Below are 14,026 nucleotides of genomic sequence, written 5' to 3' on the forward strand. Positions count from 1 at the left end.
TATAGATAATTCAAATAAAAACTACAGCTTCGACTTCGCTCAGCTAGCTTACACCGAGGGCTGAGCGAAGTCGAAGCCCGTCTACAAGTTATTTAAAAAGACTATAATAGACCATTACCGCTTATACTACCAACAACTATCCTTGTTTACAATTCTTAGAAATTGTGGCACATAGCTTGGGATTGAGTTACAACCTGCTGCGCGGCGGTTCTTGGAACAACAATGCGAGGAACTGTCGTGCTGCCTATCGCGGCAGGAACGGCGCGCTTTTTCAGTGCAACAACGTTGGTTTTCGGGTTCTTCTCGTTTCTTCTTCGTGAGTACTCTCTATCATCAGAATTAATGTAAGTGATTGCATCAAGCGTATACAGAGAGTCCAGACTCCTTTCCAGTGACGCAGGCAACTGTTTCCAAATATAAAACCGAGTCAGTTAGTTTAGTAGGTATACCGAAACCCTAGCTGATTCACCAAACTTTAACATCCCCAATGCCCGAACTCTCAATCATCCAAAAAACCTACGACCTCATCAAATGGTATATTCCCATTCTCAATCGCCTTCCTAAACAACATAAATATCAATTAGGCGATCGAACTATTGATAACCTCTATAGCATCCTCGAGGGGTTAATTGAAGCCAAATATTCCCAACAAAAACGAGCCAAAATCGAATCTCTCAATATTTCCTTAGACATCCTCCGTTACCAAACTCGCTTATTATTTGACTTTGCACAACTATCTACAGAACGCTATGAACATGTCAACAAACTCATAACCGAAATCGGCTGTGAACTAGGTGGGTGGCTCAAGCAATTAACAAACACTCATGAAGCGACACGGAAACCTCTACTCGCAAATCATCAACTTTGAGAACCTACTCCTCGCCGCTAGAAAAGCCCAAAAAGGCAAACGATACCGCGAAAATGTTCTTGTCTTTAATTTTCATTTAGAATCCGAACTTCTTCAACTTCAAACTGAACTCCTCCATCAAACCTATCAACCTCAGAGCTATCGCACCTTTCAAATTCACGAACCCAAGTCAAGATTAATATCAGCAGCGCCCTATCGAGACAGAGTCGTTCATCATGCACTCTGCAATATCATTGCCCCTCTGATAGAATCTAGCTTTATTCCTGATTCCTATTCTAATCGCATTGGCTATGGTACACACAGAGCCATCAGACGCTTTACTCATTTTGTCCGATCTAGTGAATATGTCTTCCAATGTGATATCCAGAAATATTTCCCCAGCATCGATCGCCAAATTCTGAAAAATATCCTGCGTCAAAAACTTAAATGTCCGCAAACCCTATGGTTAATTGACCTAATTATCGATAATAGCAACGACCAAATCCCTGTATTTGATTACTTTACGGGTGATGATCTCCTCAATCCCATCACTCGCCACCGAGGGCTACCCATAGGCAACCTCACCAGTCAATTTTTTGCCAATGTCTATCTCAACAATTTCGATCATTTTGTCAAAGAACAGTTAAAAATCAAAAAATATATTCGCTACGTTGATGACTTTGCCTTTTTTAGCAATAGTCGCTCAGAGCTTTACCAAGTACGCCATACTATCGAAAAATATCTAGCCTCACTCCGCCTCAAAATCCACCCTATCAAAAGCCAAATATTTACTACCAAGCAAGGCGCTAACTTTCTCGGCTTTCGTATTTTCCCCACCCATATTCGCGTTCGCAGCAACAATCTTCGCATTGGCAAAAGGAGAATACGACTTCTTAGACAAGCTGTCTTTATAGGTAAAATTTCAGCACCAGTCGCCTATCTCACTATATTAAGCTGGTTTGCGCATCTCGCGCATGGCGATACATGGAAACTACGATCAAATTTACTATTCGTCTAGATCTACCCCTAATTGACGCAATTTTTCCGCAAGGCGATTAGCTCTCTGCTCCGCTTCTTGAAGGGCTAAATCTAACTCCTCTAAAGTTCGCAACTTTTCACCATTATCGAGGCGATAGAAACTAATGAGATAGGCATCAGCCTCTAACCTCAGTTGCAATACCTGACTGCAATGATCGGTAATTGGCTCATATATCTCTATGCCATTGAGGCGATAACCACGCAATTGTTCAGTAATCCATTCACCATAGGGGTCAAATAACCAATATTCCGTAACCCCTAGTTGCTCATAGAGCATTTTCTTGAAGTTAAAATCAGTATCCTTAGTTCCTGCCGATGTCACTTCGATGATAATGGCTGGGGTTTGCTTCCATTCCCAGATCTTGTAATTGTCATAGAGCTTCTTGGTGATGTCAAAAACTACCATCACATCAGGGGCAACTCTGGCTCTGGGATTGCCTTCGATGTAGTAGAGAAATTGATCGGCAAAGACTACCGCTGGCTGATTTTGTAAATATAGGCGCAATAATCCGAAGGTATTGAGAATTGCGGAAGTGTGCTGTTGTGTTTCGGCCAATGGTTCTCCGTCCGAACTGGGATAGATGATTTCTGGGGTAGTGCTAGACAGCGATCGCTCTTCGGTGATGGCTACCATAGTTAACTCTTGGCTAAGGATTTATATAAAAATTATAGGCTAAGAATTTCTAATCAGATAGTTTGTGCTGCCCGCTATGTGGGCAGCACAAGCATCTAGGCTTTACCATGCTCTGATTGCTATAATCACCCTATCGCTCTGCTTAGGAAACCATCATGACTCCAGCGATCGCCCCTCCTGATATCTCAGCCAATGCCCCAGAAGAAAAACTGCTCTGGACAAGCGCTGACCTCGAACTATTACCCGAAAACGGCAACCGTTATGAAATTATTAATGGAGAACTTTTTGTGACTAGAGCGCCCCACTGGAAACATCAAACCACTTGCGGCAACTTCTACGCCAAATTAAAAGTATGGTCAGATCAGACCCAATTAGGCTACGCAGCAATTGGAGCAGGTGTCATCTTTGGTGATAAGGATGATGTGATCCCTGATGTGGTATGGGTCAGCAAAGTGAAATATGAAGCTTTGATTGATGATGCTGGGCATTTACTGGGTGCGCCTGATCTGGCGATCGAAATCCTATCAGTAGGAACAGAGAACGAAAGACGCGATCGCGAGGTTAAGTTAAAGCTCTATTCATCACAGGGAGTTTTAGAATATTGGATCGCTGATTGGCGAGAAAAGAAACTCCAAATCTATCGCCGCGAAAATGGAGTTCTTAAGCTCGCTATGACCTTATTTATTAGCGATAATCTTACTTCACCATTATTACCAGATTTTTCCTGTCCCCTAGTCCAGATTTTTGAATAAAGCAAAAGTAAAAGCCTTGCTAAGCAAGGCTTTTACTTTTGGGCTTTGAGAAAAGGTTTGCGAAGCAAACCTTTTCTCAAAGCCCATTTATACCAATTTACGAAAGTGTGACAACACTTTTATGAATTAAACATCAAACCCAGTAAGGTTTTGAGATTCCCAAAATGGCTACGCCATTTTGGACTTTGGGATAAAGCAAAAGCTCCGCTTTACGGCGCTTTTGCTTACATTGCGATCGCTACTTCACTTCTTGCAAATCCAGCGTTTTCTCCACAGACTGAACCTTGGGCTGAAGTACAGGCGGATTAGCTAGATAATCCGCTAATTGGGCTTCAATCTGTTCGCGGACAATCGAGCGATATTCGAGGAAATGCTCGCCTTGAGCGCAGACTGATAAATAACTAGTAACTACGTTAGGATAACGCTTCATCAAGTCAAAGAGATTAATCCAAAACTGGAAACGGGTTTTGCGAACAAATCCTTGTCTCCAGCATATAATTAACAAAGCTTTGATAGCCGTCCAATCAGTTCTCTTCTTTCGATCTGTTTTCTCACGCTTGATGCGCTTATATGGCGATTCGCCAAGAACCAAGAAATGGCGATAGGTGCGATTGAGAAAGACGAGGGGATCGTAAAGAGTCCAGAAGGCATGAACGTATTCCGTCGCAATATCTTCCAATGGACGGGTGGGCATAAAGTTCATCAACGTAGTTTGATGCCCATTGCTATTCTGGGTAATCATCCGTCCTTCTTTATTCAGGCGATGCCACAGCCCAGTATCGGGCAAGGCTTGTAGCATACTAAATAGCGCAGTAGGGACGGCTGTAAGCTCCACAAACTGAACAATGCGATCGCCTGCACCTTTCTTCTCACCATCGAAGCCAATGATAAATCCAGCCATGACGCGAATCCCCGCTTTGGCAATATTAATCACCGATTCTGAGAGAGGATCGCGATTATTTTGGAACTTCTTGGTAAGCGCTAAACTATCAGTGTCTGGGGTTTCAATACCGAGGAATACTGAACCAAAGTTACATTCCACCATCATCTGCATCATTTCGGGATCTTGGGCGAGATCGATCGAAGCTTCCGTAGCAAAGGAGAATGGGAAATTACGTTCTTTCATCCAAGGCTTTAGCTCTTGCAGCATCACCTTCACATTACGTTTGTTGCCGATGAAGTTATCATCGACCATGAAAATACTCCGTCTCCAACCGAGATCGTATAGATATTGCAGCTCCGCTAGAATTTGTGCGGGAGTTTTGGTGCGTGGCTTCCGACCATAGAGAACGATAATGTCGCAAAATTCGCATTGGAAGGGGCATCCACGGGAAAACTGTACCGACATTTCCGCATAGCGATTCATCTCTAGGAGGTCAAAACGAGGAATAGGTGTATCGGTAACCGCAGGTTTTTCGCCATTGGAGCGCAAAATGCCCTTGCGATCGCCTCTTGCAATTGCCTCTACAAACATCGGCAAAGTTATTTCACCTTCATCGAGAATTAAGAAATCTGCCCCTGAGAGCTTCGCTTCTTCAGGCAGAGCCGTAGGGTAAGGACCGCCCACAGCGACTAATTTACCGCGTTTTTTCGCTTCTTGAATTTGCGCGAGAAAATCATTTTTTTGAACGATCATCGCCGAGAGAATCACCACTTCTGCCCATGCCCATTCAGCTTCGGTGATATCGCGGACATTGCGATCCACAAGTTTAAATTCCCAAGATTGTGGCAAGATTGCGGCAACTGTAACCATCCCAAGGGGAGGAAGTTGCGCTTTAAACCCAACTAATTCAAGTGTTTTCTCAAATGACCAAAAGCTTTTGGGAAATAACGGATAGACGAGTAAAACACGCATTATATTTGGGGATAAATTAAAGGATTTAAAAGCAGAGTTTCAGGCATAGAATGAAACATTACTTTCTTCACATAAAAAACTTTTAATTCTTGTTAATAAGACTTGCTTATTAACAAGAATTAAAAGTTTTTGAGTAACGTTACTTATATTGTCTTAATTTCAAATCCCCACCAGAAATTTTTGTATAATTATTTTTTCGGTGGCAAGATTGATTTGATGTATAAAATGATTAACTTGACTGACTTAAATGTAAAACTTAACTAACCTTATCACCTTATTTAAGTAGCTGGGCATAATTAAAACCCAAAAAGCTGTGGCAAGAGCGCAGCCCATGCTACAGCTTTTTGGGTTTTAGATTTAATTGCACCTAGCTACCTTAGCTAGCTAGATCTAGTTCTCTCTCTGGAACAGGATTAAGAAGCTTCAAGCGTTCTTCTTCTTCCCAGTATGCCGTTAATTGAGATTCAATTTCGCGGCGCACGATGTCGCGGTACTCCATGAAATGTTCATTGTGAGCGCAAACAATCAGGTAATGTTCCCAAACCGCAGGATTTTTCTTAATCATGCTGAACAGATGATGCCAGAACTTCCAACGAGTATTGCGCTTGATCCCCTGCCGCCAAACTATGATCGCTAGAGCCTTAAGATCGGTGAGAGTAGGCAGCTTTGCCTCTACCTGCACTTTTGGTGCGCCTAGTTTTAAGAAGTAGCTGTAAACGCGATCGAGATAGGCATGGGGTTCGTACAAAGCACAGAATGCTTCCACATATTCGCGGGCAATTTCCTCAACGGGGCGCGTGGGCTCGAAGTTCATTAAGGTGGTTTGGTTCAAGTTCCCATTTTGGGTTCGCAAACGTCCTTCTTTTTCGAGCCGATGCCAGAGAGCCGTGTGGGGTAGAGCCTGCAACATAGCGAAGGTGGTCGTCGGAATGCCCGTAAGTTCGGCAAACCTGACAATGCGATCGCCCGCTCCTTTTTTCTCCCCATCAAAACCGATAATAAAACCTGCCATGACGCGAATCCCCGTCTTGGTAATCGCTTCTACTGAATCGAGTAAGGATGACCTCGTGTTTTGAAATTTCTTGGTCATCTGTAAGCTATCTTCATCGGGGGTTTCAATACCGAGGAACACCGCATCAAAATAGCATTCCACCATCAGATCCATGAGTTCTTGATCGGCAGCAAGATCGATGGAAGCTTCGGTATTAAATCGAAAAGGATAGCCATGCTCTTTTTGCCATTCCTTCAGTTCCAACAGGAGTAAGCGCACATTACGCTTATTACCGATGAAGTTGTCATCCACCATAAATACGCCCCTTCGCCAGCCCAGACTATAGAGATAATCCAATTCGGCTAATAGCTGCGCGGGGGATTTGGTACGGGGTTTACGACCGTAAAGGACGATAATGTCGCAAAATTCGCATTGGAAGGGGCAACCACGGGAGAACTGCACCGACATCGAGTCGTAAGCGTCAAAATCTAACAGATCGAAGCGGGGGACAGGGGTGCTGGTAACATCAGGCTTTTCACTGGTACGGAAGATGCCACTGGTTTCCCCCTTCGCGATCGCCTCGACAAACATGGGCAAGGTGATTTCACCCTCATCCAAAATCAGATAATCTACACCTGCCGATTGTGGATCTTCGGGCATAGAGGTGGGGTAAGGTCCCCCACAGGCAACTTTTTTGCCGCGACGTTTTGCTTCCTTAATCAAGGACAACAGATCGTCTTTCTGTACGATCATCGCCGAGAGAATGACCATATCCGCCCATTGCCATTCAGCTTCAGTAATTGAGCGCACGTTGCGATCGACTAATTTAAAGTTCCATTCTTGAGGCAGGATCGCGGCAACAGTAATCAAACCTAGAGGCGGTAGTAATACTTTACGATTTACTAGCTCTAGGATTTTTTCATAAGACCAAAATGTTTTTGGAAACAGTGGGTAAACCAGTAGAACGTTCATACCTTTGGGGGCTAAGTGGGCGGATACTTTACGCTCATCGCCCGAGGGACGATGAGCGTAAGATTTAGAGAGCGGGGAAACCCGTGCGGATATCTTCGATGATACCGTCGCGTAAAACGATCTCGACTCGCATCTGAGCGATCAAGTTATCGCCTTTACTCGCAGGGAAATAACTATCCAGTTGCCCTTGGGAAACTTCTTGCTCTAATTCTAGATTTTGTACTTGGGTCAACTGCGTGAGCAATTGATTTTTTTGTTCGAGTAATTCTGCCTTAACCCGATTCATTTCTGCACGAATGCTTTCGATCGCATTGGCTACTTCGGCAGAAAAGGGCTTGATGCTTTGACGTTCGATTTCGTTAATCTGACGAGAGCCTTGAGCATCGACTTGTTGGACTTGGGCATCAATCTGAGCAATTTGTTGTTGCAGTTGTTGCTGCATTTCCTCTTTCCAGCGTTGCGTCACAATCACTTGAATGTTCGCAGTGCGACGTAACAAAAGCTGATTAGAAAAATCAATCGAATTCACACTTATCTCCAATTTGTTAAGGGTTTACGAGATCTTTGAGAGGCGAAGACTTTCGCAGATCACGCAGTAAACATTTTGACAATAATATCTTGATAACGCTCAAATACGATGTTACGTCGGATCTTGAATGTTTGCGTAAGGAAGCCATTATCGATCGTAAAGGGCTCGGGCAAGAACTCAAAGATACCAATGCGATCGTTAACGCTATATCCTGGGCGGTTTTGCACCTCGCGATTGATTTCTTCGCGGTATAGACTGCGGATCTTGGGATCGTTTAAGGCTGGTAAAATATTCGCCAAATTAGAATCGGGAGCAATGAGCCCTGCGGCTTCCAATGCCGAAAGATTGGGAACGATCAATAGCCCTAGTTGTTTTTGGTCTTGCCCCACTAAAACGACCTGATCGATATAGTTACTGCGAATACAGGCATCTTCAATCGGTTGCGGTTCAACATTTTCGCCATTGCTTAAGACAATCGTATCTTTCGCCCGCCCTGTAATGATGAGGTCATTCCACGGACTGACATAGCCCAAATCCCCCGTATCAAACCAACCCTGCGGATCGATCGCCTTGGCTGTAGCTTCAGGATTTTTGTAATAGCCCTGCATGACTTGAGGTCCACGAATTAATACCAATCCTTGTTGACCGACGGGTAGATCGGCTCTAGAGGAGATATCGACAATGCGCGTTTCGGTTTTGATTAAAGGCTGTCCATCCCCACCGCGAATATTGCGGTTAGGGCGACGTACATGGGTAATCGGTGAGGTTTCGGTTAAACCATACCCTCCCAAGATTTCAATACCAACAATTTCATAGAAATCTTCAAGATGTTCGGCGATCGAGCCACCACCACTGACAATGTACTGGAAATTGCCTCCCGTGGCTTCGCGGACTTTTTGATATACCAATTTGTGACCGAGTTTATGAACTACCCAGAGGCTCAACACTACCACCGAAGCCTTTAACTTGTCGCCTAGAGAAGGGGAGAGATTTGCGACATTTAAGCCTTGGACGACCCGTTTGGCAGTGATATATTTCTGACTCGCCTTTAAGAAGAAATCTACCAAACGCTGCTTGCTAGGAGGCTGTTCGCGAAATTGTTTTTGTACCCCTTCATAGATTGATTCCCATAGTCTCGGTACAGCAACCATGTAATCAGGCTTATGTTCGCGTAAATCCTTTTTAATCGTGCGGAGGTTGGTGTAAATCTGCGTACAGCCTTGGGAAAAAATGAAATACTCAAAAGTACGTTCGTAAGAATGCCAAGTGGGTAAAATGCTCAGTACTTTTTCGCTGACATTCAGTTTTAATACTGCTTGCGCCCCTTCGATCTCGAATAAGAAATTGCCATGGGTAAGCATTACCCCTTTCGGTCGCGCCGTCGTACCCGATGTATAGATCAATGTGGCGAGGGTATCGCGCTGAATGGGAGGATTGCCCAGATCGAGCCCCAATCCTTTCGCAACGATCTGCTGAAAGTTATAAGCTCCTTCTGGAGGTGTTTCGTCAGAGAGGAGAATAATCTGCCGAACGGGCAAGGTATGCAGTTCGGGCTCCAGTTTTTTAAGTGTGGCAAGATTTTCGACGACGATCGCCACACTATCACTATGCTCGATAATGTATAACAGTTCACTACGCTCGGCTTGAGAGCTGCGGGTGGCATTTGCCGCCCCGATCGCTAAAATCCCCTGATCCGCAATTAACCATCTGGGTGAATTGTCAGCAATGAGAGCCACTTTATCGCCAAAATTTACTCCGAGCGATCGCAAGCCCGACCCAAAGGCATTAATCCTTTCAAAAGCATCCCTATAGGAAATTCTCACAGGAGGCTTGGCATGGGGATCGTGGAGGGCGATCGCATCGGGGTGGTTGTTTGCTCCCTGTTCCCATAGCTGCCAGAGGCTAGAAGCTTGAGAAGGATTAAAAAATTTATCCATAAAATAGGTAAATGCCTTACTAGCATATTTTATTATTTTTGATTATTAGAATTATTAGCTAAAAGTCAATTAATAATTTAATTATTAATTTAATTATTAATTTAGTAGCTAGGACTAATTAAACTTAAAACCAAGAAGAGAAGGCTGGAGTAAAGCTCCAACCTTCTCTTCTTGAGGGATTTTAGCTAGATTATTCTCAATCATTTCCATTGATTATTTCATGGATTTCCTTGAGAATTCCCCTTTGACTGCGACCGCTTTTCGTTTTCCCACCAATGACCAACAACCACAATTCAGTAAATTGCCATTTATATATGGGCATTGGGTGAGCCGTTAGATTCCGTAACTTTGCAACTTGATCGATTTTACTAGCTGCTTTTTTATTTCTCGATAACCATAGAGAAACTGGATGCTTCCATTGGACTAAAAATTGATTGACTAATTGGCGATCGCTAATTGATATTTTGCGATCGCAGAATTTGTGATAGTAAAGGCGATCGCGATCCTCACTTGCTAAACTCTCTCTATTTAAAATTTCATCGCTAAAAGTATCCCATTCCTCAGCAATTAGATAGGGCAAGTTGCCAATGGTATATTTCCCTCTAGGTCTGAGGTTTACTCCCGCGATCGTAAATTCCTTGTGGCTTGGGTTTTGGCGGCATAGGAAATGGTAAAAATTTTTAAAGAAAACCTGCACGATTTCTCGTTCAACCACATTGGCTATATATAAACAGGAAGGCTTATAGTCAGAAAAGTTTTCGGTAAAAATATCCGCTTCCACGAGATATTTGTGCTTATAGGCGCTTAGAAGATCCTTTTTACTCGATATCTCCAGATTTTGCCAAGCATTGTTACCCAATCTTTTTAAGAGCTTATTCTCTGTTTCCAGTTGATTATAGGTAAAGGGAGAAGTATTTTGGCGATCGGATAAGGTGCTAATTTGATCTCTTAATTGAACTATTTCCGCTCTTTCGGAATCTGAGAGATTTGACTTTTCCCTAAAAATAGCAATTTCCGCATTAAGCAAGCGAATTTGTTCGTCTTTATCTGCAATCAGCCGATGCTTTTCCGCTAAATCCAGCGCATTGACCGCAGCTTTAATTAAGTTGTAATAATCATTCTTTAAGATATCAACGACCTTAGAAGTCGCCCGACTTTTACCACGTAAAGCCGTTTTTTGACCTTGCTGAACCGCTAGAACTTCGCCCTCATGGTTACGGATACGTAATTCTTTTGTTTCTCCATCACTTAGGGCATCGGGAGAATTATCTTGCGACAGTGAAACCACAATGCATTCGTATTTGCGCTGACTGTAATAAAATTCCGCTTTCATACACCGCTTTCATAAACACTACTTCATGACCATCTCTTCGTAATACCAAAGCACAAAATGGCTACGCCATTTTGTGTTTTTAAAACCCTTAATGGGTTTGGTTTTCAATTCCCAAAAGTGTAGCCACACTTTTGGGAATTGGTATAAATTAAAAACCAAAACCAGAAGATCATACCGCCCGCTGCGCGGGCGGTATGATCTTCTGGTTTTTAAGTTTACTTATGCCGAACTACTTAGAACAGATGCATCAGATCCTTGTCGTTCCCTTTCAATAAGTTCGATCGCCCAAGGCAGCATATTGCCAAGTTCATCCCACCAACGCAGCCAATAGCCATCCCTTCCTTCTTTTTTACCCTGCCATACACCTAGGTACAATTTCATAGATTCAATCCAGAAATGTCCCTCAGCATTAGGCTGCGCTAATTCATAGCGATCGCTATCCAAGTGATAGACCTCTAGCCGACCCGTCGCCATCTCGAAAATAGCGTATATGGGCACATGCAAAATCTGCTCGTAAAAGAACCACTTACCAAAGGGCAATGTCCGCTTTACGGAATATTCAGTCCCATCATGGCGAGATAGAAACTCCATCACTAAGTTGGGAATTGAGCCTTCGAGAATGGGGGTATAGCTGCGGCGATCGCCCGTTGATTCTAATTTTTTGACGGAGCTAACATATAGCCAATCTGGTGCAGCGATCGATAATGTATCGTTGACAGTGGCACATAATCCTAAGTTAGATGCAATGAGCATCTCAGGTTGAATCCAATCCGCCAGTTCCAAGCTTTCTCGCAAAGCCCCAGCCAAAAGTGGTTGTCCTTCGTTTTCCACAGGTTCCTCCTCTAACTGGACATCATCGGTTAACTTCTCCCACTTAATCACAAGCGGTGACTTCTCTACGGAAGGTGATGAAGCCATATTTACTCCATAAACGTTTTATACCAATTCACTGGAGTGAGGCAACACTTCAGTGAATTAAAAAACAAACCCAGTAAGGTTTTGAGATTCCCAAAATGGCGTTGCCATTTTGGGAATTGGTATTACAGGTTTTGCAGCTTTAGTAAAACCATTGTTGAGCCCCAGACACGAAAGTGTCATCTAAATAGGGCAATTAAGATCAACACTCTGCGCCACCCATAATTACCTTATGGCTTAAAAATTAGCTAAAAAATTAGCTAAAAAATTAGCTAAAAAAATTGGTTAACTCTTAATGAAAGCGATCGCATGTTGCCAGATCACAATTTTATGCCCAGATGCATCCATACAAAGGCATTGGTCATCAATCCAAACAATTCTGCCCCGCAGTTGATCTCCCGTGAGTAGCTTGATCTCAACTTCGTTTTTATCGCGAATAATGCCGTGAATGCGGCGAATACTGGGCAGAGAGGTGTTAAGTCCGATCTTGGTTGCAGTTGGTGCTGGTGCGCTCATCGTCTTACCTGTAACAGTTTTACGAATATTATCATCTTAATTTGGATTAAATTGCGCTCTTGTTATTTGCTTGTAACTAAAGGTATAGCAATGTGAGTTTTGCTTGGGAAATCAAAGCCCAAGAATTGGGTGGCGGCGCGGAGCACCGCCACCCAATTCTTGGGCGATTTGTCCTAAGACAAGTGACTGTAGCTATATTTGTCATTCTTCTCTACAGCAAATATGGCAAAGCAAGTCTTGGTAGAATATAAATTTTCTTTGGATCGCGAACCAAGCCAAAAGGCTTCGGCAATGCTTTTTTGTTATTTTGGGAAATTCCTTTATAGTTTACTGATGGCAATTTATGAATGGCAATTTATGGATGACGACGATCTAAAATCATTGTTTGCCTCCAAAAGACGGAACTAAGCAAATTGAAATATATTCTGCAAGGCGAATAAAGTGCCGTTTCCTTCAATGGCACTTTATTATTTTTCGTTGTGGAGACATGATGAATAATGCCTTTACTAGAACCTTAAACCCAGACCAGTTTGCAACGAGGTTGCGGATGTACCAGAAGAGTTGCGATAGGCATCAAAGGCAAAAATCACGTTACCAAATAGTACTAGATTGCTGTTGGGCAATGTGTAGTCAATCCCAGGCTGAATCACAAAACTATTTTTGTTGCCTACGGGTGTGGTGTCCACTGTATTAGAAAGGGATACGCCTGCGCCAATGTAAATATCCGTATCAAAGTTTAATGGTACGTCAAAGGAAACGGTGGGCACAACGGCAGTGCTATTGCCAATCAATATTTGAGTTCTTACAGAAACAGGAAATTCTAGAAACTTATAACGTGCTGCAACTAGCCCAGATGTGCGCGAACTTTCGCCTGCGCTGGTGTTCCCACTGGTAAAACCAAAGCTTGCGCCGACACCAACGTAGCTACCATAAGCAGGCTGTGCTTGGGCGGCAGGAACATTAGCGATCGCTGATAGACATCCTAAAGCGGATAAACCCATCAAAATTTTATTTAAGTTATTTAGATTTTTCACAGATATCACTTCCTTGTGTGAGAAACGATTTATTTACTTAGTTTTTTACTTAAGCTTTCGGAGTAACCCCGTCAGGGAGACAGACTATCACAAGTTTGACAGTTTGGCGAAAAAATTTTAGGCAAAAATCTAATTGCGCCGCAATCTTATGAAAAGCGTCTCAAAATATAGCAACGTAAGAAATAATCACCCCCCGAAAGATGAGTGGCGGCGCTTTGCGCCGCCACTCATCTTTCGGGGGGTTATGACCTAAGCAAACCTTACGTTGCTATATCACCCAACTGGAGATAGCGAAAATATGGTTAAAGTTGTAAGCTAGAAGGCTATAAAAGTAGTCCGTACTACTAACTAAAAATTGACTATACAAAACCCATCCCTTGAGCTATGGCAGAATTAACGGTTTGTCTTGTTTTGAGTCTTGGAATTCCATACACTTTTTGGAAAATCGTTAAACCCTTTACAGATGGGTAATTATCCAACTCAACAAAAGCAGAGGGAATCAAAAAATCCCCTCTGCTTTTTACTTTCTTGCCAACCAATAAACAAGATACAACCATCGCCAAAACAAACCCCAAGAATGGACTGGTGGCGCGAAGCGCCACCAGTCCATTCTTGGGGTTTGTTTTGCACTAAGTAACCGTAGCTATATAGCTATATTCAGTAATGTTAGGAC

13 protein-coding genes are annotated in these 14,026 nt (G+C 43.1%); 4 read left to right on the plus strand and 9 right to left on the minus strand.

What is annotated here, in order from left to right; translation table 11 throughout:
* Positions 1-487 precede the first annotated feature (487 nt).
* Entirely contained in the window at positions 488-868 is a 381-nt protein-coding gene (avd, locus tag AC805_RS11890) for a diversity-generating retroelement protein Avd (protein ID WP_009626362.1), read from the plus strand.
* A complete protein-coding gene (locus tag AC805_RS11895; RefSeq protein ID WP_009626363.1) occupies positions 825-1,865 on the plus strand; it encodes an RNA-directed DNA polymerase in 1,041 nt (346 codons plus the stop codon). The genes avd and AC805_RS11895 overlap by 44 nt, the downstream gene beginning before the upstream one ends.
* On the opposite strand, the gene AC805_RS11900 is transcribed toward AC805_RS11895, so the two are convergent.
* Positions 1,854-2,519 carry a Uma2 family endonuclease gene (locus AC805_RS11900; protein ID WP_055075643.1) on the minus strand — a complete coding sequence of 222 codons (666 nt, stop codon included), beginning with the start codon at positions 2,517-2,519 and terminating at the stop codon, positions 1,854-1,856. The two genes, AC805_RS11895 and AC805_RS11900, sit on opposite strands and share 12 nt — an antisense overlap.
* 155 nt (positions 2,520-2,674) lie before the next feature.
* Here AC805_RS11900 and AC805_RS11905 point away from each other — a divergent pair, with 155 nt between their 5' ends.
* Positions 2,675-3,271, plus strand: a complete 597-nt coding sequence (locus AC805_RS11905) for a Uma2 family endonuclease (RefSeq protein WP_055075644.1) — start codon at positions 2,675-2,677, stop codon at positions 3,269-3,271.
* A gap of 238 nt (positions 3,272-3,509) precedes the next feature.
* Here AC805_RS11905 and AC805_RS11910 read toward each other — a convergent pair whose 3' ends face one another.
* The 7 genes from AC805_RS11910 to AC805_RS11940 form a co-directional block, all read right to left on the minus strand.
* On the minus strand, positions 3,510-5,126 hold the full coding sequence (locus tag AC805_RS11910) for a B12-binding domain-containing radical SAM protein (protein ID WP_055075645.1): 1,617 nt from the start codon (positions 5,124-5,126) through the stop codon (positions 3,510-3,512).
* 376 nt (positions 5,127-5,502) lie between these two features.
* Positions 5,503-7,089, minus strand: coding sequence for a B12-binding domain-containing radical SAM protein (locus AC805_RS11915; protein WP_055075646.1), 1,587 nt, complete (start codon positions 7,087-7,089; stop codon positions 5,503-5,505).
* A gap of 64 nt (positions 7,090-7,153) precedes the next feature.
* Positions 7,154-7,618 carry a YlqD family protein gene (locus AC805_RS11920; protein WP_009626370.1) on the minus strand — a complete coding sequence of 155 codons (465 nt, stop codon included), beginning with the start codon at positions 7,616-7,618 and terminating at the stop codon, positions 7,154-7,156.
* A 59-nt stretch (positions 7,619-7,677) separates the two neighbouring features.
* Positions 7,678-9,555: a long-chain fatty acid--CoA ligase gene (locus tag AC805_RS11925; RefSeq protein WP_055075647.1), complete on the minus strand. Its 1,878-nt coding sequence runs from the start codon at positions 9,553-9,555 to the stop codon at positions 7,678-7,680.
* A gap of 196 nt (positions 9,556-9,751) precedes the next feature.
* A complete protein-coding gene (locus AC805_RS11930; RefSeq protein ID WP_055075648.1) occupies positions 9,752-10,888 on the minus strand; it encodes a hypothetical protein in 1,137 nt (378 codons plus the stop codon).
* A 219-nt stretch (positions 10,889-11,107) separates the two neighbouring features.
* Positions 11,108-11,806, minus strand: coding sequence for a Uma2 family endonuclease (locus AC805_RS11935; protein WP_055075649.1), 699 nt, complete (start codon positions 11,804-11,806; stop codon positions 11,108-11,110).
* Positions 11,807-12,088: 282 nt separating this feature from the next.
* Complete coding sequence (locus AC805_RS11940; protein WP_009626374.1) at positions 12,089-12,319, minus strand: Hfq-related RNA-binding protein; 231 nt, start codon at positions 12,317-12,319, stop codon at positions 12,089-12,091.
* Positions 12,320-12,541: 222 nt separating this feature from the next.
* On the opposite strand from AC805_RS11940, the gene AC805_RS11945 reads away from it, so the two are divergent.
* Positions 12,542-12,727, plus strand: coding sequence for a hypothetical protein (locus AC805_RS11945; RefSeq protein WP_055075650.1), 186 nt, complete (start codon positions 12,542-12,544; stop codon positions 12,725-12,727).
* 98 nt (positions 12,728-12,825) lie between these two features.
* Here AC805_RS11945 and AC805_RS11950 read toward each other — a convergent pair whose 3' ends face one another.
* Positions 12,826-13,353 (minus strand): hypothetical protein, encoded by a 528-nt coding sequence (locus AC805_RS11950; protein WP_055075651.1) that lies wholly within the window; start codon positions 13,351-13,353, stop codon positions 12,826-12,828.
* Positions 13,354-14,026 lie beyond the last annotated feature (673 nt).

Origin of the sequence: Pseudanabaena sp. 'Roaring Creek', assembly GCF_001402795.1 — a bacterium.
Lineage (GTDB): Bacteria > Cyanobacteriota > Cyanobacteriia > Pseudanabaenales > Pseudanabaenaceae > Pseudanabaena.

Coding starts and splice junctions, on each gene's coding strand:
- avd (WP_009626362.1), top strand. CDS start 488: ATGCCCGAACTCTCAATCATCCAAAAAACCTACGACCTCATCAAATGG.
- AC805_RS11895 (WP_009626363.1), top strand. CDS start 825: ATGAAGCGACACGGAAACCTCTACTCGCAAATCATCAACTTTGAGAAC.
- AC805_RS11900 (WP_055075643.1), bottom strand. CDS start 2,519: ATGGTAGCCATCACCGAAGAGCGATCGCTGTCTAGCACTACCCCAGAA.
- AC805_RS11905 (WP_055075644.1), top strand. CDS start 2,675: ATGACTCCAGCGATCGCCCCTCCTGATATCTCAGCCAATGCCCCAGAA.
- AC805_RS11910 (WP_055075645.1), bottom strand. CDS start 5,126: ATGCGTGTTTTACTCGTCTATCCGTTATTTCCCAAAAGCTTTTGGTCA.
- AC805_RS11915 (WP_055075646.1), bottom strand. CDS start 7,089: ATGAACGTTCTACTGGTTTACCCACTGTTTCCAAAAACATTTTGGTCT.
- AC805_RS11925 (WP_055075647.1), bottom strand. CDS start 9,555: ATGGATAAATTTTTTAATCCTTCTCAAGCTTCTAGCCTCTGGCAGCTA.
- AC805_RS11930 (WP_055075648.1), bottom strand. CDS start 10,888: ATGAAAGCGGAATTTTATTACAGTCAGCGCAAATACGAATGCATTGTG.
- AC805_RS11935 (WP_055075649.1), bottom strand. CDS start 11,806: ATGGCTTCATCACCTTCCGTAGAGAAGTCACCGCTTGTGATTAAGTGG.
- AC805_RS11940 (WP_009626374.1), bottom strand. CDS start 12,319: ATGAGCGCACCAGCACCAACTGCAACCAAGATCGGACTTAACACCTCT.
- AC805_RS11945 (WP_055075650.1), top strand. CDS start 12,542: ATGGCAAAGCAAGTCTTGGTAGAATATAAATTTTCTTTGGATCGCGAA.